The following is a 22,817-nucleotide window of genomic DNA, read 5'->3' as shown; positions in this document are numbered from 1 at the left end:
AATGGATCCGCGACAGCAGGAGCTGGCCGCCCGCATAGCCGGCCGGCGCGGTGCGGTCCGCGGTCCCTTCCGGGTCTGGCTGCACAGCCCGGAGATGTGCGAACGGGCCGAGTCGCTCGGCGCGTTCGCCCGGTTCGACTGCAGTCTGCCCAGGCATCTGCGCGAGTTGACGCTGCTGATGGCCGCCCGCAACTGGGACGCCCAGTACTCCTGGAACGCCCATGTGCACCAGGCGATCGAGGCGGGCATCCCCGCGGCCGCGGTCGAGGCCATCGCCGAGAAGCGCGAGGCCGTCTTCGACAACGAAGCGGACCAGGTCTTTTACCGGTTCTGCCGGGAGATCCTCGACGAGCACTTCGTCACCGACGACACCTTCGCCGCCGCCCTCGCGCACTTCGGCTCCAAGGGCCTGGTCGACACCGTCGGCGCACTCGGCAACTTCACCATGCTCGGCATGTGCCTGAACACCTTCCAGGTGGACCTCCAGGCCGACAAGGAACCGCCCTTCCCCGACATCCGCGGACACGGGCGGGTCGCCCTCGTCGCCGACCGGCCGCAGCCGTGAGTTCCCTGACCGGCCCGAGCACGCAGGGAGGCGCCGCCGTGACACCGGCCGAACGGGCCGCGCCGGCCACCCAGGACAGGCCCGCGGCCGTGCTCCGCGTCCGGGGCGTCCGCAAGAGCTTCGGCGGGGCCGCCGCCCTCAAGGGCGTCGACCTCGACCTGTATCCCGGCGAGATCCACGCCCTGATGGGCATGAACGGCGCCGGCAAGTCGACCCTCGTGCAGATCCTCTCCGGGGTCCACCAGGCCGACGGCGGCACGATCGAGGTCGACGGACACGCCCAGCACGGACTCACCGTGCGCAGGGCGCGCCGGCTCGGTATCGCCTCGGTCCCGCAGCGCCGCGAACTGGTGATGGGACTGTCCGTCGCCGAGAACGTGCTGCTGGGCGACCTGCCCACCCGGGCCCGCGCCGTGCGCTGGCAGGCCGTCCGCGACGAGGCCCGCGCGGCCCTGCGCGGGCTCGGCATCGACATCGACGTGGCACGCACCGCCGGTTCGCTCAGCGTCGCCGAACAGACCATGGTCGAGGTGGCCCGCGAGGTCCGCCGCGGCGGCCGGATCCTGATCCTCGACGAACCGACCGCCTGCCTGAGCGCCGAGTCCGCGGACCAAATCCGCTCCCTGGTCAAGGCGTTGAGGGACGAGGGCGTCGCCGTCGTCTACATCTCCCACTACATCGACGAGGTCATGGCCGTCGCCGACCGACTCACGGTCCTGCGGGACGGGGGAGTGGTGCGCACGGCGCCCGCGTCGAAGATGGACCACACCGATCTCGTACGGGCCATGGTGGGCCGCGATGTCGTCTCCACCCGGCCCGAACGCCCGGAACCCAAGGACGAAGTCGGTATCTCGGTAAGGGCGTTGACCCACGGCCGGGCCATCCGGGACTTCACCGTCGACGTCCGCAAGGGCGAGATCGTGGCCGTCCTCGGCCCCGCCGGTGACGCCCAGTCCCGCCTCTTCGACCTGCTGTCCGGACGGCAGCGGCCCGACGGGGGCCAACTCCACGTCGAGGGACGACCGGTGCCCTTCGGCAAGGTCCCCGCCTCGCTCGCCAGCGGCCTGCGCTGCGTCACCGGCGACCGCCGCGCCCTGGGCCTGATCCCGGAACTCTCCCTGGACGAGAACCTGATGCTCGCCGACGACCGCTTCCAGCGCCGGCGCCTGCACCGCCGTACCCAACTCGCCCGGCGCGCCGCCCCGTTGAGGCGCAGCTACGGCGTCAGGGCGCTGTCCGGCAACCCACCGGTGAGCGCGCTGTCGGGCGGCAACCAGCAGAAGGTGCTGCTCGGCAAGTGGCTGGAGACCTCCCCGGCCGCCTGCTTCCTGGAGGACCCCACCAACGGCGTGGACATCGCGGCCATGGCTGACATCCACACCCTCATCGACGACCTCGCCTCCCGGGGCGTCGCCGTACTGCTCGCCTCCTCGTCCGCCGAGGAGGTCATGCGCCTGGCCGACCGGGTCGTCGTGGTGAGCGCGGGCCGCACGGTCGCCGAGCACGACATCACCGACATCACCCGCGACGAACTCGTCGCCACGGCCCTCGGAGGCGAACCGCAGTGAGCGTCAAGACACTTCCCGAGGCCCCCGGGGTCACCGACCCGCCCGAGGGAGCCCGCCGGTCCCGCCTCCCGCTCGCCGCGCTGCGCGACGTACCGCACGCCGGACTGATCGTCGTCCTCGCCCTCGTCGTGATCTTCACGGCCGCGCAGAGCGACACGTTCGCCACCGACCGGAACATCATCAACGTCCTGAGCCAGATCAGCGTCAACGCGGTGCTCGCCGCGGGGCTCACGCTGCTGATGACCGCGGGCGGCATGGACTTCTCCATGGGCTCCAACGTCGCCGTCACCGCGGCGGTCGCCGCGAAGCTGCTCGCGGGCGGCCATGCCACGGCGTACACGGTGGTGGTCGCGCTGCTCCTCGGCACGGCGATCGGGCTGGTGAACGGGCTCGTGGTGACGTTCACGAACGTGGCGCCCTTCGTCGCCACGCTGGCCTCGGCCACCCTCCTCGACGGCGTGGCCCTGCTGGTGCACGACGGCAACACCATCTCCATCGGCACCCGGATGTTCGCGCTCGGCAACGACAAGGTGCTCGGTGTGCCGTACCTGTTGGTCGTCGCCGTCCTCGTGCTGATCGCGACCGCCCTGGTCATGCGGTTCACGGTGTTCGGCCGGGACGCCTTCGCGATCGGCGGCAACGAGCACGTGGCCCGACTCAGCGGCATCAACGTCACCGCCCGCAAACTGACGCTCTACGGCCTCACCGGCACCCTTTCCGGGCTCGCCGGCCTGATGCTGCTCTCCCGGCTCGGCTCCTCCAGCCCCGGCGGCACCGCCGGACTGTCGCTCCAACTCGCCGTCGTCGCCGCGGTCGTGATCGGCGGCACCTCGCTGGCCGGCGGCTCCGGCACCGTCGTGGGCACCGCCCTCGGGCTCGTGCTCCTGGGCGTGGTCGCCAACGCGCTCAACCTCCTGGATTTCTCCAGCAATTACCAGCCGGTGTCGGTCGGCGCCGTGCTGCTCGTGGCGGCCGTCGCCAACGAGATGCACAAGGCCCGCGCCAGGTCGCGTCACTGAACTGCCGTGCCGCCTCGGCGACTTATCCCTCCTGTCTCTCCGGACCCTGTCCCTCTGAAAGGCGAAACCCCATGAGACTTACCGTCAGTTCCCGCAGCGCGCTGCTCGCCACGGCCGTCACGACCACCCTGGTCCTGAGCGGCTGCGGCAACGACAGCGACAGTGGCAGCTCGGGCGACCTCACCCTGGGGTTCGTCAACGGCGGTGACACCAGCTTCCACACCTGTCTGCAGAAGGCGGTCGAGGAGACGGCCAAGACGGAGGGCGCGAAGGTCTACACGGCCAACTCGCACCAGAACGCCGGTACCGAGCTGTCCAACATCGAGGACATGATCTCCCGCGATGTGAGCGCGCTGATCGTGCAGACGGTCAACGTCGACTCCCTCAAGGGCGACATAGCCAAGGCCAAGGCATCGGACATCCCGATCTACCTCACGTCGGTGGCCACCAGCGACGTGAACGACATCCTCGGGGCGGCCGTCGTCGACCTCGGCAAGGTCGGTGCCCTGGACGCCGGTTGGGTCGCCGACGACGCCGGCGGCAAGGACGTCAAGGTCGGCATCGTCGCCGGGGCCCCGGGCGCCGCCTCCGACCTCCTGGTCAACGGCTTCAAGGGTGCGCTGCCGGCCACTGCCAAGGTGGTCGCCAACCAGCCCGGCATGTTCAACCCGGCCAAGGCCCAGGACGTCGCCGAGAACATGATCGAGGCCCAGCCCGACCTGGACTACGCGTTCGTCGCCAACGAGGACATGGCGTTCTCGGTGCGCAAGGCGTTCGACGCGGCCGGCAGGAAGGACGTCAGGATCGTCACCGTCAACGGCACCGAGGAAGGGCTCGCGGCCGTGAAGGCGGGCGAGTTCTCGGCGACCGTCGCCAACTCGGCCAAGACGATCGGGGACACCGCGGTCAAGAACGCCGTCGGACTCCTCGGTGACAAGAAGGTTGACAAGATTGCCAACATTCCTCTTGTCTTGGTCACCAAGGACAACCTGAGCGAAGCGCCTCAGTACTGCCCGAAGTAGAGGGCGCGGAGGAAAACATGGATCGCTTGCTCCTCATGCACAGCTTCGTGACCGTCGCGCAGGTGGGCAGTTTCAGCGGGGCCGCCAAGAAGCTGGGTTCGTCCGGCTCGCTGGTGTCACGGCACGTCGCCGAGTTGGAGCGGCAGGTGGGCGTCCGGCTCGTGAACCGCACGGCGCGCTCGGTGAGTCTGACCGAACCAGGCTTGCGGTACGCGGAGTTCGCCGCCCGCATTCTGGACGAGATCGAGGCCGAGGATGCCGGTATCGCGCATCTGCACGACCGCGCCGAGGGGATGCTGAGCATCATCTGCCCGAAATGGATCGGCAGTCTCGATCTCGGCGACGCGATAGCCGCCTTTTCCGCGGCGCATCCGAAAATCCAGGTCCGTTTCGAACTCGGTGGAATGTCCGACCGCACCTATGACTTCCTGGACAGCGGATTCGACATCGCATTCCACACCCGGGATCTGCGCGACTCGAGTGTCCGTCTGAAGAAGATCTCCTCCCTGCCCTTCGTGCTGTGCGCGTCCAAGACGTACGTCGACCAAGAGGGCCCGCTGTCCCACCCGAACGACCTCGCCACCCGCGACTGCCTCGTGCACGTCAACGACCCGGTCTGGCGCATCGGTCACGGACACCGGAGCACCCTCCACAAGATCCGCACCATCGCGTTCTCGTCGAATTCCTACATCGCCCTGCAGAAGGCCGCCGTCCACGGCCGCGGCATCGCCCTGCTCCCGCAGCGGCCGGCCTACGACGACCTCGTCTCCGGCGCGTTGCAGGTGCTGCTGCCCGAACTGGCCGTACCGGACCGCCCCTTGTTCGCGATCTACGGTCCAGGGCAGGACACCCCGCGCAAGGTCAGCGTCTTTCTGGACTTTCTCGCCGAGTGGTTCTCACAGAATCCCATCCCCGCGATGCGCGGATAGCTGACGCGCGGATAACCGCGGGCGCTCACCGCAAGAAAGGATTGCGCACCTCGTAGAGCTCAGGCCATTGAGGGGCGGGCGCGCGCGAACCTACGCTCACGAGGCGACCCCGGAAGCGAGGAATCCATGAGAATCCAGAGAATCGAATCGGTCACTTACAGCATCGACGATCTCGACGAATGCGTCCGGTTCTTCGACGACTTCGGGCTCTTCCTGCTGGAGCGGACCGAGGAACACGCAGTCTTCGCGACACTCACCGGCCAGACCCTCCACCTGGACACCGTGCCAGGGCCGCTGCTGCCGTCACCGGTGGAGGACGGATCCACCCTGCGCGAGGTGGTGTGGGGAGTCGACACCCGGGAGGAGTTGGAGCGGTTGGTGGCGGTCGTGGCCAAGGACCGCGAGGTCCGCGAGAGCGCCGACGGCGTCCACCACACCGTGGACGAGACGGGCTTCGGAGTCGGCCTGACCCTGGCCCGCCCGAAGCCGGCACCGGTCACCCCCCGGCCCGCCAACGCGCTGGGCAGCGTCACCCGTTGGAACACCGCCCTGACGGCCATCGAGCGGGTCCGCCCGCTGCGCATGTGCCACGTGGCGCTGAACATCCCCAAGCCGGGCAAGGAGGCCGCGGTCGCCTTCTACACCGAACTCCTCGGCTTCCGCCCGACCGACGTTGTCGAACCCATGGGCGTCTTCATGCAGGCACCGGGCGACGAGGACCAGCACACCATGCTGCTCTGCCACCGCCCCGACCGGGCCGGGATCAACCACATCGCCTACGAGGTGCCCGGCTTCGACGACGTCGTCGAGGGCGGCAACCACATGATCGACAAGGGCTGGCGGGAGGCCCGCAGGCTCGGCCGGCACACCATCGGCTCCAACGTCTTCCGCTTCCTGCACGCCCCCTGCGGCGGCCGCGTGGAGTACGCCGCCGACATGGACCGGGTCGACGACACCTACGAGACCCGCGTCCACGAGACCGCCCCGCCCCACCACATCTGGGCCCTGCGCACCAACCGCGACCAGGAAGAGCCGCACCCGTCCTGACCCTGAGAGGGCACCCACCCATGACCACCGACCACGGCTACCCCGCCGTCCGCATGTACATAGCGGGCGAGTGGTGCCAGGGCGGCACCGGACGTACCGCCCCGATCGTGAACCCGGCCACCGAAAAGGTGATCGGCGACGTACCCCTCGCCACCCCCGCCGACCTCGACCGCGCCCTCGCGGCCGCCGACACGGGCTTCCGCACCTGGCGCGGCACGTCCGTCGCCGACCGGACCCGGATCCTGCACACCGCCGCCGACCTGCTCACCGAACGAGCCGCCGCAGTGGGCCGGATCATGACGCAGGAGCAGGGAAAACCCCTCGCGGAGGCCGCAGGTGAGGCCCGCCGGGTCGCCGACACCCTGCGCTGGCACATCGAGGACGCTCGCCGCGCGTACGGCCGCCTCATCCCGTCCGCGCCCGGCACCGTGCTCTCCGTGCGCCGCGAGCCGGTCGGCCCGGTCGCCGCGTTCGTGCCGTGGAACTTCCCCGCGGGCGGCCCCATGCGGAAGATCTCCTCCGCGCTGACCGCCGGCTGCTCGATCGTCATCAAGGCCTCCGAGGAGACGCCGGCGACCGCCGCGGCCCTGGTCGCCTGCTTCGTGGACGCGGGACTGCCGGCCGGCGTCCTCAACCTGGTCTTCGGTGAACCGGCGCAAGTGTCAGCCCAGTTGATCGCCTCGCCGGTCACCCGCCTGATCGCCTTCACCGGGTCGGTCCCGGTCGGCAAGCTGCTCGCCGCCGAGGCCGGCAGGGTCATGAAGCCCGCCCTGATGGAACTGGGCGGCCACGCCCCGGTGATCGTCTGCGCGGACGCCGACCCGGCGGTGGCCGCCCGGCGCGCCGCCCAGGCCAAGTTCCTCAACGCGGGCCAGGTGTGCACCTCACCGAGCCGGTTCATTGTCCACGAGAGCCTGATCGACGACTTCACCGCGGAGTTCGTGACGGCCGCCGAGTCCGTGGTCGTCGGCGACGGCCTGGCCGAGGACACCACCATGGGCCCGCTCGCCAACGAACGCCGGCTCACCGCGATGCAGCGCCTGACCGCCGACGCCGTCGCCCGCGGAGCCAAGGTGCTCACCGGTGGCGAACGGCTCGACCGCGCCGGGTACTTCTTCGTGCCGACCGTCCTCGTCGACGTACCGCCGGACGCGGAAGTGATGCACGAGGAGCCGTTCGGACCGCTCGCGCCCATCGTGCCGTTCACGGACCTCGACGAGGCGTTGAAGACCGCGAACGGCCTGCCGTACGGTCTCGCCGCCTATGGATTCACCCGCGACGCGGCCACCGCGGAACGACTTTCCGCCGAGTTGGAGGCCGGGATCCTCTCCCTCAACCACTGCGGCGGCTCGGTCCACGAGGCACCCTCCGGTGGGGTCAAGGAGAGCGGCTACGGGCGGGAGGGCGGGCCCGAGGCCCTGGACTCCTACCTGGTCACCAAGCGCGTCTCCCACCTGCTGGTGCCATGAGGTACGCGCGGATCGCGGTCGACGGACGGGCGGTCTGGGGCCGGGTGGGGGACCGGGACATCGAGTTGTTGTCCGGCTCTCCGTTCGAGCTGCCGTTCGGCTCGGCTCACGAGTCGCTGTCCGGCTCCTCGTCGGATGGTGTCCAGGACGTGATCGGGATCGTGCCGGTCGCGGAAGCCGTCTGGCTGCCGCCCGTCCTCCCGCCCGTCTTCTACGCCGTCGGCATGAACTACCCGCGGCACATCGCGCACGCCGGCGCCGAGACCCCGAAACGTCCCGAGGTCGGCTACCGGGCCAACAACGCCCTCACCGGCCACCGTTCACCCATCATCAAGCCCGCCGAGGTCACCGGACGCTTCGAGGCCGAGCCCGAACTGGTCGCCGTCGTCGGACGAACGCTGCGGCACGCCACCTACGAGGAGGCGCGCCAGTCGGTCTTCGGCTGGACCATCGGCAACGACGTCAGCGCCCGCACCTGGCAGCACCAGGACCGCACCTTCTGGCGCAGCAAGAACAGCGACACGTTCAAGCCCATGGGGCCCTGGATCGAGACCGACGTCGACGCCCTCGCCCAGACCACCACCCTGCGCGTGAACGGCGAGACGCGGGCCGAATTCCCCACCGGCGACATGGTGTTCGACCCCTTCGACCACCTCGTCGAGATCACCCAGCACACCACCGTGCACCCCGGTGACGTGCTGTGGATGGGCACCGAGGCCACCTGCCAACTGGAGCCCGGGGACACCGTGGAGATCGGGATCAGCGGCATCGGCGTGCTCTCCAACCCCGTACACCTCGAAGGGAACGAGCCATGAGCAAGGAACCGCGCTACATCCACCACGTCAACTTCCCCACCACCGACCCCGACCGGACCGCCGAGTGGTACACGAAGGTCTTCGGGATGAAGCGGATCATGCCCAAGTCCAACACCCGTGTGGTGCTGATGACCCGGGGAAACTTCGACCTCCACTTCACACCGGTCGAGGGGATGGAGCGCATGGCGCCCTATCACTTCGCCGTCGAGGTCGACGACTGGGACGACTTCCTCGACCACCTCCAGGAACTGGGCATCCGGCACACCCGCCCGATCCAACGCCCCGAGAACCAGTCCAAGTTCTGCTACATCCACGACCCCGACCACACCATGATCGAGCTGGTCCACCACGCCAGGCGCCCCAACTGAGCCTGCCTGCACGGGAGTTCATCCTCATGCCCATCGCCGACTCCGACGGCACCTCCATCTACTACGAGCGGCACGGCAGCGGTCCGGCGATCCTGTTCGTGCACGGCAGCGGCGGACACCATGCCGCCTGGTGGCAGCAAGTGGCCGCACTGCGCGAGGAGTTCACGATCGTCACCGTGGACCTGCGCGGCTTCGGCAAGTCCGACACGCCCACCCCTCCGCACTCGTCCAGGCCCGAGTTCGACGGCCAGGACTTCCCGGGTGACGTGGTCGCCGTCCTCGACGCGGAGAACATCACCGACGCCATGCTGGTCGGCCAGTCCATCGGTTCGGTCGCCGCCCTGCGCGCCGGACTGCTGCGCCCCGAACGCGTCTCCTCAGTCGTCCTCGGCCACTCCCTCGGCGGCATCAGCCACCCCGAACTCAAGGAACTGGCCGCCGCCGACCGCGCCGAGGCCGTCAAGCTGCCCGTCATCGACCGGCTGCTCACCAAGCCGTTCCAGCGGGAGCGCGCCGATCTGACCTTCCTGTTCCAGCAGATGGGCACCTTCAACGTCGCCCGGATGCAGGACCTGCGCAACCTCGACACCAACGGCCCCTCCCTGGCGGAGATCCAGGCCTCCGGCGTGCGAGTCGCCTTCCTGGCAGGGGAGAAGGACGCGGTGCTCAGCGTGAAGACTGTGACCCGCGCCCACGAACTGCTGCCCGGCTCGCACCTGGAGATCGTCCCGGACGCACCGCACTCCATGTACTGGGAGGCGCCCGCGCGGTACAACGCGGCCGTCGCCCACCTGCGCCGCACCCTCACCGCACCGAAGGAAGCCGCATGAGCAGCCTCACCCTGGACGCCGCCGAGGAGATCATCGACGCCGCCCACAAACGCGCCCAGGCCATCGGAAAGGCGGTGAGCGTGGCCGTGGTGGACGCCGGCGGCTTCCCCATCGCGATCCGCCGCCCGGACGGCGCCCGCCCGCTCACCCCGGACATCGCCCGCGCCAAGGCCTACACCGCCGCGATCATGCAACGCCCCGGCACGATGCTGAAGAAGTGGCAGGAGAGCCAGCCGGTGTTCTTCTCCCAGCTCTCCCAACTCCCCGGCGCGTCCATGCCGATCATGGCCACCGAAGGCAGCCTCACCATCAAGAGGAACGGCGAGATCATCGGCGGCCTCGGCATCGCCGGCGGCACGGCGGACGAGGACCAGCGGATCGCCGAGGAGGTCCTCGAATCCCTCGGCTACGAGCTGGAGTTCGCGGCATGGGGCACAGCGGGCAAGCCGACTCCGTCCGGAAAGGACGCGTGACGTCATGGCGGACACCTTCAACTACCGCATCGACCACCACGGCAGCCTGGTCCGCCCCGGCGACCTCGCCACGATCGGCGTGGAGCAGGCGGTCAAGGACGCGGTGGCCCTCCAGCGCCGACTGCGCTCCACCGTCGTCACCGACGGAGACATACCGCGAGAGGACTTCCGCAGCGCGGTACTTGACGGTGTGTCAGGATTCCGCCGTACGGACGAGACGAGCCCCGACGGCTTGGTCCGCTGGATCGCCGAGTCACTCCCGAAGGCGTCCGGCCCACTGCTAACCGACTCGGCCGCCAAGCTCTCCGAACTGACGGTGATCGCGCCGAAGGCATCGCTGCCCTCTCCGGCCTACCTGGCCGCCATGACGTACGAACCCGGCCTGGGCGTGTCCTCCGCACGCGAGCTGGGGGAGGCCCTGGCGGAGATCATCGGGGCGGAGATCGAGCTGCTGGTGGCCAAGGGCGTACGCCTCATCCAGCTCAACAACCCGCTGCTCCTTGCCCAGTTGGCAGGCGACCGCGGCGCGCTGTCCTTCGCGGACACGCTCGCCGTGGAGGCGTTGGCGGTACGCCTGGACGAGCGCCCCGAGGGCGTCCGGATAGGCGTCTGCCCCGGCTGGACGGCACCCGCGGAGGCCGACCGGATCCGCACCGAGAAGCTGTACGCGGACATCCCGGCGGACCGCTGGATCCTCCCCTTCGACCAGGGCACCCAGGCCGAACTCGACCTGGTCAGGTCACTCCCGGAGGATCGCGACTTCTGCCTCGGCGTGGTCGACGCGACCGTCCCAGAGCTGGAGGACATCGACACGGTGATGCAACGGATCGACGCGGTAGCCGAGTTCAAGGACCTGGAGGACGGAGCGGTCTCCCCGTCCCGAGGCTTCGCGGATGTGGCAAGCCGACCTCTGCTGACGGCCGAGGCCCAGCGCCAGAAGCTGGTCCTGGTCGAGACAATCGCCCGGTACTGCTGGGGCAACGAGTTCTAGAGCGCCCCGTCAGGGGCGCGGGGAACTGCGCGATCAGCCACACACCACCCGCGCCCCTGAACACACACAAGCCAGGCAGACGCTAAAGCGCCTCGGCAATAGTCACCGTTCGCTCGGTCAGCAACGGCCACACCGTCTCCACGATCAGTTCCTTGAAATGCGGCGCAGCCTTATGCGCTTCGAACCCGGCCTCGTCGGCATACCGCTCGTAGAGCAGAAACCCGCCGACCACCACATGAACCTCATACGCCTCGTTCGCGGCCTCGGCCCTGCTCTCGTCGCGCATCTCCAGCAGAGCGTCACGCACTGCGGCCTCGTCCTCCGGCGCGCACTGGTAACGGGCGATGACGGCGTACCCCATGTCTTGTTCTCTCCTCGCCGATTCCGATCCTCCGACCCGCCGATTCCAACACGAACCACCTGATGAGCGGCTCGCGCGGAGCGCAACCAATGCGTGCCGCCCCGGGGCTGGTCCCCCCTCGCCCAGTGAGATGTGGTGAACCGCATGCGTACTCTCGAAACCCTCTCCGGAGGGGAGTGGATCACGACCGCCGACTGGATCGACGTCCACGACCCGGCCGACATCCGCACCCCCTTCGCCCGCGTCCCCGCCCTCGCCGCCAAGGACGTCACCCGCGCCTACGACCACGCCGAGCGCGGCTTCGCCGTCTGGAAGCGCACGAGCCCTTTCGAGCGAGCCCGGGTCCTCACCGAGGCGGCGCGCCTGATCCGCGAGCGGGCCGAGGAGATCGCGGCCGACGTCACCGCCGAGAACGGCAAGACCCGAGCGGAGGCGACCGCCGAGACGCTCAAGTCGGCGGATTTCCTGGAGTACTACGCCGCTCTCGCCCGGCAGGGCTACGGCACGCTCCTGCACGACGTACGCCCGAACCACCGTACGCACACTCAACGCGAGCCCATCGGTGTGATCCTCGTGATCAGTCCTTGGAACGATCCGTTGATCACCCCGGCCCGCAAGCTCGCCCCGCTGCTCGCCACCGGCAACGCGGCCGTGTTCAAGCCGGCCACCGAAACCCCTGTGTCGGGGCTGCACTTCGCCCGCGCCCTGCACGACGCGGGCCTGCCGGCCGGTGTCCTGAACGTCGTCACAGGGCGCACCGCCGAGATCGAGGAGGCCCTCCTCGACGACCCACGCATCGTCGGCATCACCTTCACCGGCTCCAACGCCGTGGGCAACCGCATCCGCCGCCGCCTCGCCGACCGCAACGTCCGCTTCCAGGGCGAACTCGGCGGCAAGAACGCCTCCGTGATCCTGCGCGACGCCGACCTGCCGACCGCCGCGAAGGCCGTCGTCGCCGCCTCCTTCGGCCAGGCCGGACAGCGCTGCACCGCCACCAGCCGGGTGATCGTCGAGCAGCCGGTGTACGAGGAGTTCGCGCGGTTGCTGGTCGCCGAGGTCGAGACGCTGACCGTCGGCCCAGGCTCCGATCCGGCGACCACCCTGTGCCCGCTCTCCAGCCCCGAGCAGCGTGACTCCGTCCTCGCCGACCTGGCCCGCGCACGCGAGCAGGGAGCCAGCGTGCTCACGGGCGTCCAGGCCGACACCAACGGCGAGCGGGCCCACGGCTGTTACGTCCGGCCGACCGTCCTCGCCGACATCACGCCCGAGATGGCGATCTGGCGCGAGGAGGTCTTCGGTCCCGTCCTCGTCCTGCGCGCCGCCGCCGACTTCGACGCGGCCGTCGAGGCGGTCAACGACTCCGACTTCGGGCTCGCCGCCGCCGTCTTCACCCGCGATCTGGGCCACGCGTACCGCTTCGCCGACGCGGCCGAGTGCGGGCAGGTCGCGGTCAACTCCACGACCACCGGCTGGGACGTCCACCTGCCCTTCGGCGGGTTCCACGACTCCGGTACGGCGTACAAGGAGCAGGGCGACGAGGTGCTCCGCTTCTCCACCCGGGTCAAGACGGTCGCCGTCAACCTCGGCGCTCCGGAGCAGAGTTGTGGCTGACGAGACCATCGGCGTCGTCGGCGCCGGCATCGTGGGGCTGGCGACCGCCCGTGAGATCGCCCTCAGCCGACCCGGCACGCGGGTCGTCGTCTTCGAGAAGGAGCCGGAGGTCTCCCGCCACCAGACCGGCCACAACTCCGGTGTCGTGCACGCCGGTCTGTACTACCCACCCGGCAGCCTCAAGGCCGACCTGTGCGTGCGCGGCGTCGCCCTGCTGCGCGAGTACTGCCAGGACCGTCAACTCCCGTACCGCGAGGTCGGCAAGCTCGTCGTGGCCGTCCGCGAGGACGAACTCGGCCGGATGGATGCCCTGTTCGAGCGGGCCCGCACCAACCACGTGCCCGACCTGCGCAGGCTCTCCCGTGAGGAGATCCGCGAGATCGAGCCGCACGCCGGCGGGATCGCCGCCCTGCACTCCCCGCGCACCGCGATCACCGACTACCCGGCGATCGCCCGCGCCTTCGCCCAGGACGTCGTCGACTCCGGCGGCGAGGTGAAACTGGGCTTTCCCGTCTGCTCGTTGAGGAATGTGCCAGGCGGCGTGGAGGTGGGGTCCGCGCAGGAACGTGTGCGCGTGGATCGGTTGATCCTCTGCGCGGGCCTCCAGTCCGACTCGGTCGCTAGGCTCGCGCAGGACGCGCAGGAACCTCGGATCGTCCCGTTCCGGGGTGAGTACATGCTGCTGAGGCCGGAGCGCGCGAACCTGGTGCGCGGCCTCATCTACCCGGTGCCCGACCCGCGTTACCCCTTCCTCGGCATCCACTTCACGCCCCGCGTGGACGGTTGCGTGGAGGTCGGCCCCAACGCGGTCCTCGCCCTCGCCAGGGAGGGCTACAGCAGGACCAGGATCTCGCCGCGGGACCTGGTGGGCCTCGCCGCCTACCCCGGCGCCTGGAGGATGGCGGCCCGGCACTGGCGTACCGGAATCAGGGAGTACCGCGGCTCCTTCTCGACCGCGGCCTTCATGAGGGACGCCGGGCTGTACGTCCCCGGAGTCGGCGTCCGTGATGTCGTGCGCGGCGGGGCGGGTGTGCGGGCCCAGGCGCTGGACCGGGACGGCACGCTCGTGGACGACTTCCGCATCCATCGGGCCGGTCGGGTCACCGCCGTACGCAACGCGCCCTCGCCGGCCGCGACCGCGTCGATGGCGATCGCCGAACACATCGTGCGGACGGTCTTCGATGGTGCCGCCGCAAACTGAGAACGCCCTGCGTACGGCGCACTTTCACGCAATAACTGCTTGCGCTCCCGGGGCCTTAGCAAGGCCGCGGGACCCGCCTAGCGTTCCCTCCGTAACTCCCATCACCCCGTTCGACAGAAAGAGTTGAAGGATGTTCGTCGTCGACACCCAGATCCACATCTGGAAGGAAGAGACCCCGGACCGCCCCTGGGTCCCCGGCGCCCGGGAGCGCATCCGTCTCAACGGCCACCGGGAGGACCCCTTCTCCTACGAGGAGGCCCTGGAGTTGATGGACGAGGCGGGCGTCAACCGTGCGCTGATCCTGCCGCCGTCCTGGGAGGGCGACCGCATCGACTACGCCCTTCAGGCGTGCGAGGCGCATCCCGACCGCTTCGGCATCATGGCCCGGATCCCGCAGAACAAGCCCGAAGAGGGCACGGCGATGCTCAAGGACTTCGCCGAGAACCCGTATGTGAAGGGGACCCGGCTGACCTTCCACCGGCCGCAGGATCGCAACTGGATGATCGACGGCACCAACGACTGGTACTGGCCGATCGCCGCCGAGTTGGGCATCCCGACCATGGTGCACGCCCCCATCTGGAAGCGTGAGCTGGGCGAAATCGCCGACAAGCACCCCGAGTTGAAGATCATCATCGACCACATGGGCATCATGGCCCGCTGCGTGGACGACGCGATCGGCTACTGGGTCGCGGAGACCGCCGAGCTTGCCGCCCACCCGAACATCTACGTCAAGGTGTCGGCGTTGCCGGGCTACTCCACCCAGCCCTTCCCGAACAACAACATCCAGAAGTACGTCCGCGAGATGGTCGACAGGATGGGCCCGCAGCGGTGCTTCTACGGCACCGACATCACGCGGCTGCTCGGCCACGGCATCACCTACACCGACACGATCGAGCAGTTCACCAAGCACTGGGACTTCACGCCCGAAGAGCTTGAATGGATCATGGGCCGCGGTATCTCCGAGGTCCTGAACTGGCCGATCGAGGGCTGAGGAAGCACCAGAGATGACGGACTACCCGCACAACCCGCGCGTCGACGGCGGTGACGCCGTCGTCTCCGCCCTCAACGCCGTCGGCGCCGAGTACCTCTTCTGCTCGTCGGGGTCCGAGTGGGCACCGGTGTGGGAGGCGCTGGCCCGCCGGCACCGCGACGGCGAACCCGCCCCGGAGTACCTCGACCTGACCCACGAGACCGTCGCCGTCGGCATGGCCACCGGCTTCGGCCTGGTCAGACGGCGCCCCCAGGGCGTCCTGCTGCACGCGGCCCCCGGACTGCTCCAGGGCTCCATGGCCGTGCACGGCGCGCTCCTCGCCGGCGTCCCGATGGTGGTCGCCTCCTCGGAGTCCACCACGTACGGCGACGCCCCCGGCCACGATCCGGGCGGCCAGTGGTACCGCAACCTGTCCGTCGTGGGCGGCCCGCACGGCATCGCGCAGCCCTTCACCAAGTGGTCCACCGAGGCCGCGAGCGTCCACACCCTGCCGACCATGATCACGCGGGCCGCGGAGCTGGCATGGCGAGCGCCGGCGGGACCGGCCTACCTCAACATCCCGCTGGAGATCCTCCTTGAGGAGTGGGACGGCCGCGAGGCAAAGCCGGTCGTCGCGCCGGGCTCCACGCACAGCTCGCCCGAAGAGGTCGACCCCGTCGCCCAGTTGATCCGTGAGGCCGCCAACCCCGTGATCGTCACGGAGACTTCGGGCCGTGAGACGGGCGGCTTCGAGGCTCTGGTCGCCTTCGCCGAGGCCTGGCACATCCCGGTCGTCGAGCCCGACTCGGCGGTCTGCGGCAACTTCCCGCGCACCCACCCGCTGCACGCCGGCAACGACATCGGCCCGTGGATGGACGAGGCGGACCTGATCCTCCTGGTCAACTGCCGCGCACCCTTCTACCCGCCCTCGCGCCGACCCGCCAAGGCGAAGGTCGTCGTCATCGACGAGGTGCCCCAGCGCCCGCACGTCGTCTACCAAGTCCTGCTCGCCGACCGCTACTTGGAAGGCAACGTCACCAACACCCTGCGCCAGCTGACGAAACGGGCGAAGGATCTCGACGAGGCGGCGATCGCCGTCCGTCGTACGGCGCAGGAACAGCGGCACGCCGCCGAGTCGGCCGCCGTCACCGCCGCCGAGACCAAGGCCGCCGATGCCGAGGGCATCGATCCGGTGCTCGTCGCCGCGACCCTGCGCACACTCCTCGACGGGCGGGACGGCATCGTCGTCGACGAGACCATCACCCACAGCCGCGTGGTCAGGCGCCACATGCGGACCGACGCCCCCGACTCCTACTTCTACGTCCAGGGCGGTCTCGGCCAGGGCATCGCGGTCGCCCTCGGCGTCAAACTCGCCGCTCCACAGCGCCCGGTGGTGCTCACCATCGGCGACGGCGCCTTCGCCTACAACCCGGTCATCCCGTCGTACGACGCCTCCAGGGCGTACGAACTCCCGCTGCTGATCGTGGTGTTCAACAACCGCGTCTACAAGTCCATGAACCTGAACCACCGCCGCTTCTATCCCGACGGCGCCGCCGCCGAGACCGGTGAATGGCTCGGCACCGACCTGCACCGGCTGCCCCGACTCGCGCAGTTCGCCGAGCCGTTCGGCATGCACACCGAGACCGTCGACACCACGGAAGCCCTCACGCCCGCGCTGGAGCGCGCCCTCAAGGCCGTGACCGGGGGCACCACCGCCGTCGTCGACGTGCTCGTCACCCGCTGATCCAGGAGGCACCCGCCACCATGTCCACCACACCGTCGAAGGTCCTGGTCCCCGCCGACGACCTGCGCGCCTTCTCCGCGGCCCTCCTGGAGAAGGGCGGCCTCAACCCCGAACGCGCCCGCACCACCGCCGACGTGTTCGTCTGGGCCGCCCTGCGCGGAGTCGACTCCCACGGCATCGCCCGTGTCCCCGCCTACCTGGAGCTGCTCGCCAAGGGCGTCGCCAACGCCGACGCCGAGATCACGGCCGAGTCGACCACCCCGGCCGCCGCCGTCCTCGACGCGGACCGCGCTCCTGGCCCGGTCGCCCTCAGCGCCGCCGCCGACGAGGCGGTCCGGCGCGCCCGCGTGACCGGCATCGCCTCCGTCGGCGTCCGCCGCACCGTGCACACCGGCGCCATCGGCTACTACGTCTCCAGGATCGCCGAACAGGGCCTGGTCGGCGTCGGGTTCGTGGCCGGCATGCCCAACATGGGCTACACCGGCGTCAAGGGTGCGGCTGTCGCCACCAGCCCGCTCGCCGTCGCGGTACCGGCCCGCGACCACGCCCCGCTGCTCCTCGACATGGCCACCGCGACCATCGCCCTCGGCAAGATCCGTCAGGCCAGGGCGAGCGGCACCCCGCTGCCCGAGGGCGCGGCCGCCACCGAGGACGGCACCCCCACCACGGACCCTGAACTGGCGGTCATGCCCCTGCCGTTGGGCGGCGCCAAGGGTTCCGGCATGTCCCTGGCCTTCGAGCTGCTGACGAGCGTCCTCGTGGGCGCGCCGATCTTCGCCTCGTTCCATTCGGACGATCCAGCAGGCCGCGAACACCGCCAGAACGCCCTGTTGATAGCCCTGGACCCGGCCGCCTTCGGCGACGCCGACGCCTTCGTCGCGAACGTCGACACCACCCTGGCCACACTCAAGGACCTCCCGGTGGCGGAGGGTGCGGAGGGTGTCCACTACCCCGGCGAACGCAGCGCGGCCGTGGGTGTCGTGCGGGGCGAACAGGGCGTCCCGGTGGCCCCGAAGGTCTGGCGCGACCTGACGGAACAGGCGGAGAAGCTGGACGTGCGGCTGCCGAGGACGATCGGCTAGCAGGGAGACGCCGGATCTCAGCGGGTCACGCGGACGCCGTCCAGGGCGATGGCCAGGACCCGGTCGCGCTGGGCGTCGTCCAGGAAGGTCGTTCCGGTGACGCCCGCGACCATGCGGATGAGATCGCCGAAGTCCATGTCCGTGCGGGCGACCCCGGCCGCCTGGGCGCGCTCGAAGAGCGGACCGCCCGCGGCGTACATCGAGTCGCGGCAGGCGTTGAGGATCTCCGACTCCCCGTCGAGGGCCTCCCGGATCGCGCGCTTGGTCACCATGTAGGCGGCGAACCGGTCGAGCCATGAGGTCAGGGCCTCCCAGGGTTCCTGGTCGGCGACCTGCCGGGCGACCCGTACCAGGTCGTTGACCTCGTCCGCGTACACGCTCTCGAAGAGGTGGCGGCGGGTCGGGAAGTTCCGGTACAGGGTGCCGATGCCGACGCCCGCGCGGCGGGCGATGTCCTCCAGGGACGCCTCCGCGCCGTTCTCGGCGAACGCCGCGCGTGCCGCGACCAGCAGGGCGTCGTAGTTGCGGGCCGCGTCCTTACGGTGGGGCCGCTGGGACGCGACGATCTCGCTGACGGGGAACGACAGTGCCTCGCTGACGGGCGACGGCTGGGCGGTCACGGGTGCCTCCCGGGATGGGACGGGTTGAACCGGAGGTGTGCCTCCGCTACAGTGGAGGGGTACCTCCACTTTACCAGTGTGGGTGGGCCCGGTGTGGATGCGTGCGGCCGCACGCCCGGCCGACGCGACTCCACCCCCGTATCTCCCATCTCTTCTCTCCCTGTCTCCATCTCCCTCGGTTCGGAGAGGCCCTTTCATGCCCCGCAAGTCCACCCGTCTCACCTTCGCGGTGCTCGCGACCGGTGCCGGCGTGTTCTCCATGCTGCAGTCGCTGATCGCGCCGGCCCTGCCGACCGTCCAGCACGCGCTGCACACCTCGCAGTCCACCGCGACCTGGGTGATGACGGCCTATCTGCTGTCCGCCTCCGTCTTCACCCCGATCCTCGGCCGGGTCGGGGACCTGATCGGCAAGAAGCGCACACTGGTGTCCGTCCTGGTCGTCGTGGCGCTCGGCTGTCTGCTCGCCGCGCTCGCGCCGAACATCGGCGTGCTCATCGTCGCCCGGGTCGTCCAGGGCATCGGCGGTGCCCTGTTCCCGCTGTCGTTCGGCATCATCCGGGACGAGTTCGACGCCTCCCGGGTCAGCGGCAGCATCAGCAACCTGTCCGCCGTCATCGCCGCGGGCGGTGGCGTCGGCATCGTGGCGGCCGGTCCCATCGTGTCCGCCCTCAACTACCGCTGGCTGTTCTGGATCCCGGTCGCCGTGGTCGCGGTGACCACGCTCATCGCCCTGCGCTATGTGCCAGAGTCACCCAACAGGGCCGAGGGCAAGGTGAATTGGCTCGGCGCCGGACTGCTCTCGGCATGGCTGGTCGCCCTGCTGCTGCCGCTGAGCCAGGCGAGCGTGTGGGGCTGGGGCTCGGGCCGCGTGATCGGCCTCTTCGCCGCGGCCGTCGTCCTGTTCGCGCTGTGGCTGCTGGCCGAGGCCCGCTCCCGGACCCCGCTCATCGACCTGCGCGTGATGCGGCTGCCCGCCGTGTGGACCACCAACACCGCCGCCCTGCTGTTCGGCGCGGGCATGTACGCCCTGTGGTCCTTCCTGCCGGGCTTCGTGCAGACCCCGTCGGCCGCCGGATACGGCTTCGGCGCGAGCGTCACGGCCTCCGGGCTCCTGATGCTCCCGATGCTGGTGGCGATGTTCGTCTCCGGCATCCTCAGCGGCCGGCTGGAACCGGCCGTGGGCGCCAAGTCGCTCCTCACCACCGGTGCCGCGCTCGGCGCGCTGGCTCTGGGCATGCTCGCCCTGTGGCACGACGCGCAGTGGCAAGTCGCCCTGGTCTCGGGCGTGTTCGGCCTCGGTATCGGACTCGCCTTCGCCTCGATGGCCAACCTCATCGTCGGCAGCGTGCCCGCCTCCCAGACCGGCGCGGCCACCGGTATGAACGCCAACATCCGCACCATCGGCGGCTCCATCGGCGCCGCGCTGACCAGCGTCCTGGTCACCGGCCACCTGCAGCCCTCGGGCCTGCCGTACGAATCCGGCTACACCCACGGCTTCGCCCTGCTGGCGGCGCTGTGCCTGGCGGCCGCGCTGGCGGCGCTCCTGGTCCCGACGCGGGCCCGCGGACTCTCGGGTTCGCTCCGAGCCGCCACCGACCCGTCCGGGGACTTGTCCACGGACCTGTCGAAGACGGCGGAGCCGAACCCGGCGCCCATGGCCTCCGGCCCGCGCGGCTGACACACCCCTACGCGCGGTCCGCCCCGCTACTCACACCCCACGCCGTCCCCGTCCCGGTCGAGGTGCCGCCCGTATCCGGGGTCACCGACCCGGACGGGGGCGGCGCCGGCCGCGCGGGCGGCGGCGCAGTTGGCGTAGTACACGTCCTGCCCGGTGGAGTCGTCACCCCCGTCGCCCCCGTCGCTCCCACCGGCGACTTCGGCGGGCCGAGCCGTGACCGTGGCCTTCACGGTCCGCGTCGCCCGGACGGTGACCGTGGCGGCCGGTTCGGGATCCGCGGTCTCGGTGACCGTCGCGGTGGCGGTCGTGGTGACCGTGGCGGTGACCCGAGGCGCGGCGGACGCCGACGCCGGTTCCTTCCCGTCGTCGCCCCCGCCGGCCAACAGGCCCACCAGGAAGGCGAATCCGATCGCCGGGACGACGTAGCGCTTTCTCGCCCACCGCGGCCCGGGACCGGTCGGCGGGATGCCGGCCGGAGGGTTGGGCGGGAAGCCGGGTGAAGTGTTGTACGGATTGGTCATCTTCGTACCCCCTGCGTATTTCGCGTGAGGGGACGGTAGTGCTGTGCAGCACGCGGCAGGAGGCGTTCCGTGGGGCGGTGACCGATCCGTGACCGTACGGGGTGGCCGTGCGCATGCGGTAGGGTTTACCTGCGTGATCACACGTTTCGACGGGTGAGCCGCACCGGGACGTGGCGCAGCTTGGTAGCGCACTTGACTGGGGGTCAAGGGGTCGCAGGTTCAAATCCTGTCGTCCCGACGGTGTGAAGGGTCTTCACGGGCGAGAGCCTGTGAGGGCCCTTTTGCGTGGACGTCTTTGGTGGCGGGGGACTTTCTCACGAGGTGCGGTCGGTGAGTTCTCTCACAGGGAATGCAGTATCTCGCCGATTTTCTCCGCGACCGTCTCCGCCGAACCCTTCGCGTACGACGAGTCCATCGCCTCGTAGGTGACGCGTGCATAACTTCGGGATTCGGCCATGTTCTTCGCGCCGCCCTCCAGCATCGACATGACCGCGGTGTGTGTGAAGGGGGAATGCGCCTTGATGGTCAGGGCGGTGTCGGTGGAGAGTTCCGGGGAGACTCCGACGAAGACGCCCTCGCCGAGGCGGAGGATCCAGATCGGTACCGGCGCCGTGCCGGTCGGGGTGAAGTCGTAGGTCTTCGTCGGTGCGGTGGGGTGGCCGCCGGGGACCGTGTCGACCGTGACGGAGTCGGTCAGCAGGCGGAGTCGGGGCGCGCCGCCGGTGGACGTCCTGATGGTCTCGCTGACCCGGACCACCTCCGTGCCGAGCCGCTCGCCCTGGACCGTGAGCAGGATCCAGCCCGCGTCCTGGGCGTCGACCTGCGACCACTTGAGGTCCTTGTCGAGGGTGTACCGCTTGGAGCGGAACGCCGGTGCCTGGTCACCGCACGAGCCGACCAGGAAGAACCCGACGACGTCCCCGCCGTACTGCTCCTCCACGTGCCCGGCCGCCGCGCCCGCGAGGTCGGCCGTGATGGGCAGGTCGCCGTTGGCCATGACCGACTCCATCATCACGGAGGACTGGACGCCGTAGTTGACCAGGACGGCGATCGGCTCGCCGGCGGTGTCGTCGATGCGGGTCACACCCACGCTCTTGTCGGACGGGCCGCTCTCGCCCGTGCCCAGCCACCAGCCGTCGGCCGTACGGACGTCCCGGTTGACGTTCACATCGCATGTGCCGGTGCCGAAGCCGACCCGTGCGGGCCTCAGGCCCGAAACCGCCGTCGCGACCGCCGCCGAGGTCGCCTGCTTGATCTGCTCCACGTACCGCGCCGCCCCGCTGCTACTGCCGGCGGCCTGTACGTGCGGCGCGGAGAAGGTGTGCGTGACGGTCACGACGATGTCGGCCGTGGCCACGCCGGCCGCCGCGGAGATGATCACCCGTATGGCGGCGATCGCCTCCGCGCTGATCGACGTCAGGTCCAGCACGGCGAGCGCGACGCGCCGGGAACCGCTCTCCAACAGCAGCACGCGCACGTGCAGGTCGTCGTGGACGGTGGTGAAGCCGTCGAGGGGAAGGAGCGAGGCGGGGAACGCGATCGCGGCCCGGCCTGCACCCGCTTTCAGCACCGCCGAGGGGCCGCTGCCCTGGCCCGCGTCCCGGTCGGCCGCCCGGGCGGTCGCCGTACCGCCGCTCAGGGATGCGACCGCCACCGCGGCGAGCGAACCGTTCAGAAACGAGCGGCGACGCAGCGGGCCGTCCCGCTTTTCACCGTCCTCCGCGTTATCGGGGTTCTCGGGGTTCTCCGCGTCCGCAGGCATGGAATGCACGACTCTCCTTCACATCAGGGATCCGGAAGACACCCGATGCTGCAAGGGGAGACGACGGCCACATAGCGCGCGTCGTGAAATCTGAGCTTGCGCGTTCCGACTACCGCGTATGACCAGGAAACCTCTGCGTGACCTGTGAAAAAGAACCGCTCCGCCGGAGCA

General features: G+C 70.0%; 22 protein-coding genes and 1 tRNA gene. 19 read left to right on the top strand and 4 right to left on the bottom strand.

Annotated features, from left to right (window positions below):
- Nucleotide 1: 1 nt before the first annotated feature.
- The 12 genes from ACIQI8_RS04325 to ACIQI8_RS04270 all read left to right on the top strand — a co-directional run bounded on the left by ACIQI8_RS04325 (nucleotide 2) and on the right by ACIQI8_RS04270 (nucleotide 11,096).
- A complete protein-coding gene (locus ACIQI8_RS04325; RefSeq protein WP_402344790.1) occupies nucleotides 2-565 on the top strand; it encodes a carboxymuconolactone decarboxylase family protein in 564 nt (187 codons plus the stop codon).
- A gap of 38 nt (nucleotides 566-603) precedes the next feature.
- Nucleotides 604-2,133, top strand: a complete 1,530-nt coding sequence (locus ACIQI8_RS04320; RefSeq protein WP_402344788.1) for a sugar ABC transporter ATP-binding protein — start codon at nucleotides 604-606, stop codon at nucleotides 2,131-2,133.
- Complete coding sequence (locus ACIQI8_RS04315) at nucleotides 2,130-3,152, top strand: ABC transporter permease (RefSeq protein WP_402344786.1); 1,023 nt, start codon at nucleotides 2,130-2,132, stop codon at nucleotides 3,150-3,152. Before ACIQI8_RS04320 ends, ACIQI8_RS04315 begins: the two co-directional genes overlap by 4 nt.
- A gap of 71 nt (nucleotides 3,153-3,223) precedes the next feature.
- On the top strand, nucleotides 3,224-4,174 hold the full coding sequence (locus tag ACIQI8_RS04310) for a sugar ABC transporter substrate-binding protein (protein ID WP_402344784.1): 951 nt from the start codon (nucleotides 3,224-3,226) through the stop codon (nucleotides 4,172-4,174).
- 17 nt (nucleotides 4,175-4,191) lie between these two features.
- Entirely contained in the window at nucleotides 4,192-5,103 is a 912-nt protein-coding gene (locus ACIQI8_RS04305; RefSeq protein WP_402344782.1) for a LysR family transcriptional regulator, read from the top strand.
- Nucleotides 5,104-5,229: 126 nt separating this feature from the next.
- Complete coding sequence (locus ACIQI8_RS04300) at nucleotides 5,230-6,150, top strand: VOC family protein (protein WP_402344780.1); 921 nt, start codon at nucleotides 5,230-5,232, stop codon at nucleotides 6,148-6,150.
- Nucleotides 6,151-6,170: 20 nt separating this feature from the next.
- The gene (locus ACIQI8_RS04295; protein WP_402344778.1) at nucleotides 6,171-7,619 is read left to right on the top strand and encodes an NAD-dependent succinate-semialdehyde dehydrogenase; all 1,449 of its coding nucleotides are present in this window, start codon (nucleotides 6,171-6,173) and stop codon (nucleotides 7,617-7,619) included.
- The gene (locus ACIQI8_RS04290; RefSeq protein ID WP_402344776.1) at nucleotides 7,616-8,434 is read left to right on the top strand and encodes a fumarylacetoacetate hydrolase family protein; all 819 of its coding nucleotides are present in this window, start codon (nucleotides 7,616-7,618) and stop codon (nucleotides 8,432-8,434) included. Before ACIQI8_RS04295 ends, ACIQI8_RS04290 begins: the two co-directional genes overlap by 4 nt.
- On the top strand, nucleotides 8,431-8,802 hold the full coding sequence (locus ACIQI8_RS04285; protein ID WP_402344774.1) for a VOC family protein: 372 nt from the start codon (nucleotides 8,431-8,433) through the stop codon (nucleotides 8,800-8,802). The genes ACIQI8_RS04290 and ACIQI8_RS04285 overlap by 4 nt, the downstream gene beginning before the upstream one ends.
- A gap of 26 nt (nucleotides 8,803-8,828) precedes the next feature.
- Nucleotides 8,829-9,632 carry an alpha/beta fold hydrolase gene (locus tag ACIQI8_RS04280; protein WP_402344772.1) on the top strand — a complete coding sequence of 268 codons (804 nt, stop codon included), beginning with the start codon at nucleotides 8,829-8,831 and terminating at the stop codon, nucleotides 9,630-9,632.
- Complete coding sequence (locus ACIQI8_RS04275; RefSeq protein WP_402344770.1) at nucleotides 9,629-10,105, top strand: heme-binding protein; 477 nt, start codon at nucleotides 9,629-9,631, stop codon at nucleotides 10,103-10,105. Before ACIQI8_RS04280 ends, ACIQI8_RS04275 begins: the two co-directional genes overlap by 4 nt.
- 4 nt (nucleotides 10,106-10,109) lie before the next feature.
- Nucleotides 10,110-11,096 (top strand): methionine synthase II (cobalamin-independent)-like protein, encoded by a 987-nt coding sequence (locus ACIQI8_RS04270; protein ID WP_402344768.1) that lies wholly within the window; start codon nucleotides 10,110-10,112, stop codon nucleotides 11,094-11,096.
- 82 nt (nucleotides 11,097-11,178) lie between these two features.
- Here the strand turns inward: ACIQI8_RS04270 and ACIQI8_RS04265 are convergent, their stop codons facing one another.
- Nucleotides 11,179-11,457, bottom strand: coding sequence for a putative quinol monooxygenase (locus tag ACIQI8_RS04265; RefSeq protein WP_402344766.1), 279 nt, complete (start codon nucleotides 11,455-11,457; stop codon nucleotides 11,179-11,181).
- Nucleotides 11,458-11,601: 144 nt separating this feature from the next.
- On the opposite strand from ACIQI8_RS04265, the gene ACIQI8_RS04260 reads away from it, so the two are divergent.
- The 5 genes from ACIQI8_RS04260 to ACIQI8_RS04240 all read left to right on the top strand — a co-directional run bounded on the left by ACIQI8_RS04260 (nucleotide 11,602) and on the right by ACIQI8_RS04240 (nucleotide 18,065).
- Nucleotides 11,602-13,068, top strand: coding sequence for an aldehyde dehydrogenase family protein (locus tag ACIQI8_RS04260; RefSeq protein ID WP_402344764.1), 1,467 nt, complete (start codon nucleotides 11,602-11,604; stop codon nucleotides 13,066-13,068).
- Complete coding sequence (gene lhgO, locus ACIQI8_RS04255) at nucleotides 13,061-14,269, top strand: L-2-hydroxyglutarate oxidase (RefSeq protein WP_402344762.1); 1,209 nt, start codon at nucleotides 13,061-13,063, stop codon at nucleotides 14,267-14,269. Before ACIQI8_RS04260 ends, lhgO begins: the two co-directional genes overlap by 8 nt.
- A 130-nt stretch (nucleotides 14,270-14,399) precedes the next feature.
- Entirely contained in the window at nucleotides 14,400-15,260 is an 861-nt protein-coding gene (locus ACIQI8_RS04250; RefSeq protein ID WP_402344760.1) for an amidohydrolase family protein, read from the top strand.
- A gap of 13 nt (nucleotides 15,261-15,273) precedes the next feature.
- Entirely contained in the window at nucleotides 15,274-16,983 is a 1,710-nt protein-coding gene (locus ACIQI8_RS04245; protein WP_402344759.1) for a thiamine pyrophosphate-dependent enzyme, read from the top strand.
- 20 nt (nucleotides 16,984-17,003) lie between these two features.
- Nucleotides 17,004-18,065, top strand: coding sequence for an Ldh family oxidoreductase (locus ACIQI8_RS04240; protein ID WP_402344757.1), 1,062 nt, complete (start codon nucleotides 17,004-17,006; stop codon nucleotides 18,063-18,065).
- Nucleotides 18,066-18,082: 17 nt separating this feature from the next.
- Here ACIQI8_RS04240 and ACIQI8_RS04235 read toward each other — a convergent pair whose 3' ends face one another.
- On the bottom strand, nucleotides 18,083-18,685 hold the full coding sequence (locus tag ACIQI8_RS04235) for a TetR/AcrR family transcriptional regulator (RefSeq protein WP_402344755.1): 603 nt from the start codon (nucleotides 18,683-18,685) through the stop codon (nucleotides 18,083-18,085).
- 196 nt (nucleotides 18,686-18,881) lie between these two features.
- Here ACIQI8_RS04235 and ACIQI8_RS04230 point away from each other — a divergent pair, with 196 nt between their 5' ends.
- Nucleotides 18,882-20,363: an MFS transporter gene (locus ACIQI8_RS04230; RefSeq protein WP_402344753.1), complete on the top strand. Its 1,482-nt coding sequence runs from the start codon at nucleotides 18,882-18,884 to the stop codon at nucleotides 20,361-20,363.
- Between the two features lie 26 nt (nucleotides 20,364-20,389).
- Here ACIQI8_RS04230 and ACIQI8_RS04225 read toward each other — a convergent pair whose 3' ends face one another.
- The gene (locus ACIQI8_RS04225) at nucleotides 20,390-20,884 is read right to left on the bottom strand and encodes an excalibur calcium-binding domain-containing protein (protein WP_402344751.1); all 495 of its coding nucleotides are present in this window, start codon (nucleotides 20,882-20,884) and stop codon (nucleotides 20,390-20,392) included.
- A 164-nt stretch (nucleotides 20,885-21,048) separates the two neighbouring features.
- Here ACIQI8_RS04225 and ACIQI8_RS04220 point away from each other — a divergent pair.
- Nucleotides 21,049-21,122, top strand: a tRNA-Pro gene (locus tag ACIQI8_RS04220).
- A gap of 102 nt (nucleotides 21,123-21,224) precedes the next feature.
- Here ACIQI8_RS04220 and ACIQI8_RS04215 read toward each other — a convergent pair.
- On the bottom strand, nucleotides 21,225-22,646 hold the full coding sequence (locus ACIQI8_RS04215; protein ID WP_402344749.1) for a hypothetical protein: 1,422 nt from the start codon (nucleotides 22,644-22,646) through the stop codon (nucleotides 21,225-21,227).
- Between the last annotated feature and the right edge of the window lie 171 nt (nucleotides 22,647-22,817).

This window comes from Streptomyces sp. NPDC092369 (genome assembly GCF_044755245.1).
GTDB lineage: Bacteria > Actinomycetota > Actinomycetes > Streptomycetales > Streptomycetaceae > Streptomyces.
The sequence above is the reverse complement of the archived record's forward strand: the minus strand, read 5'-3'. Positions and strand labels throughout refer to the sequence as shown.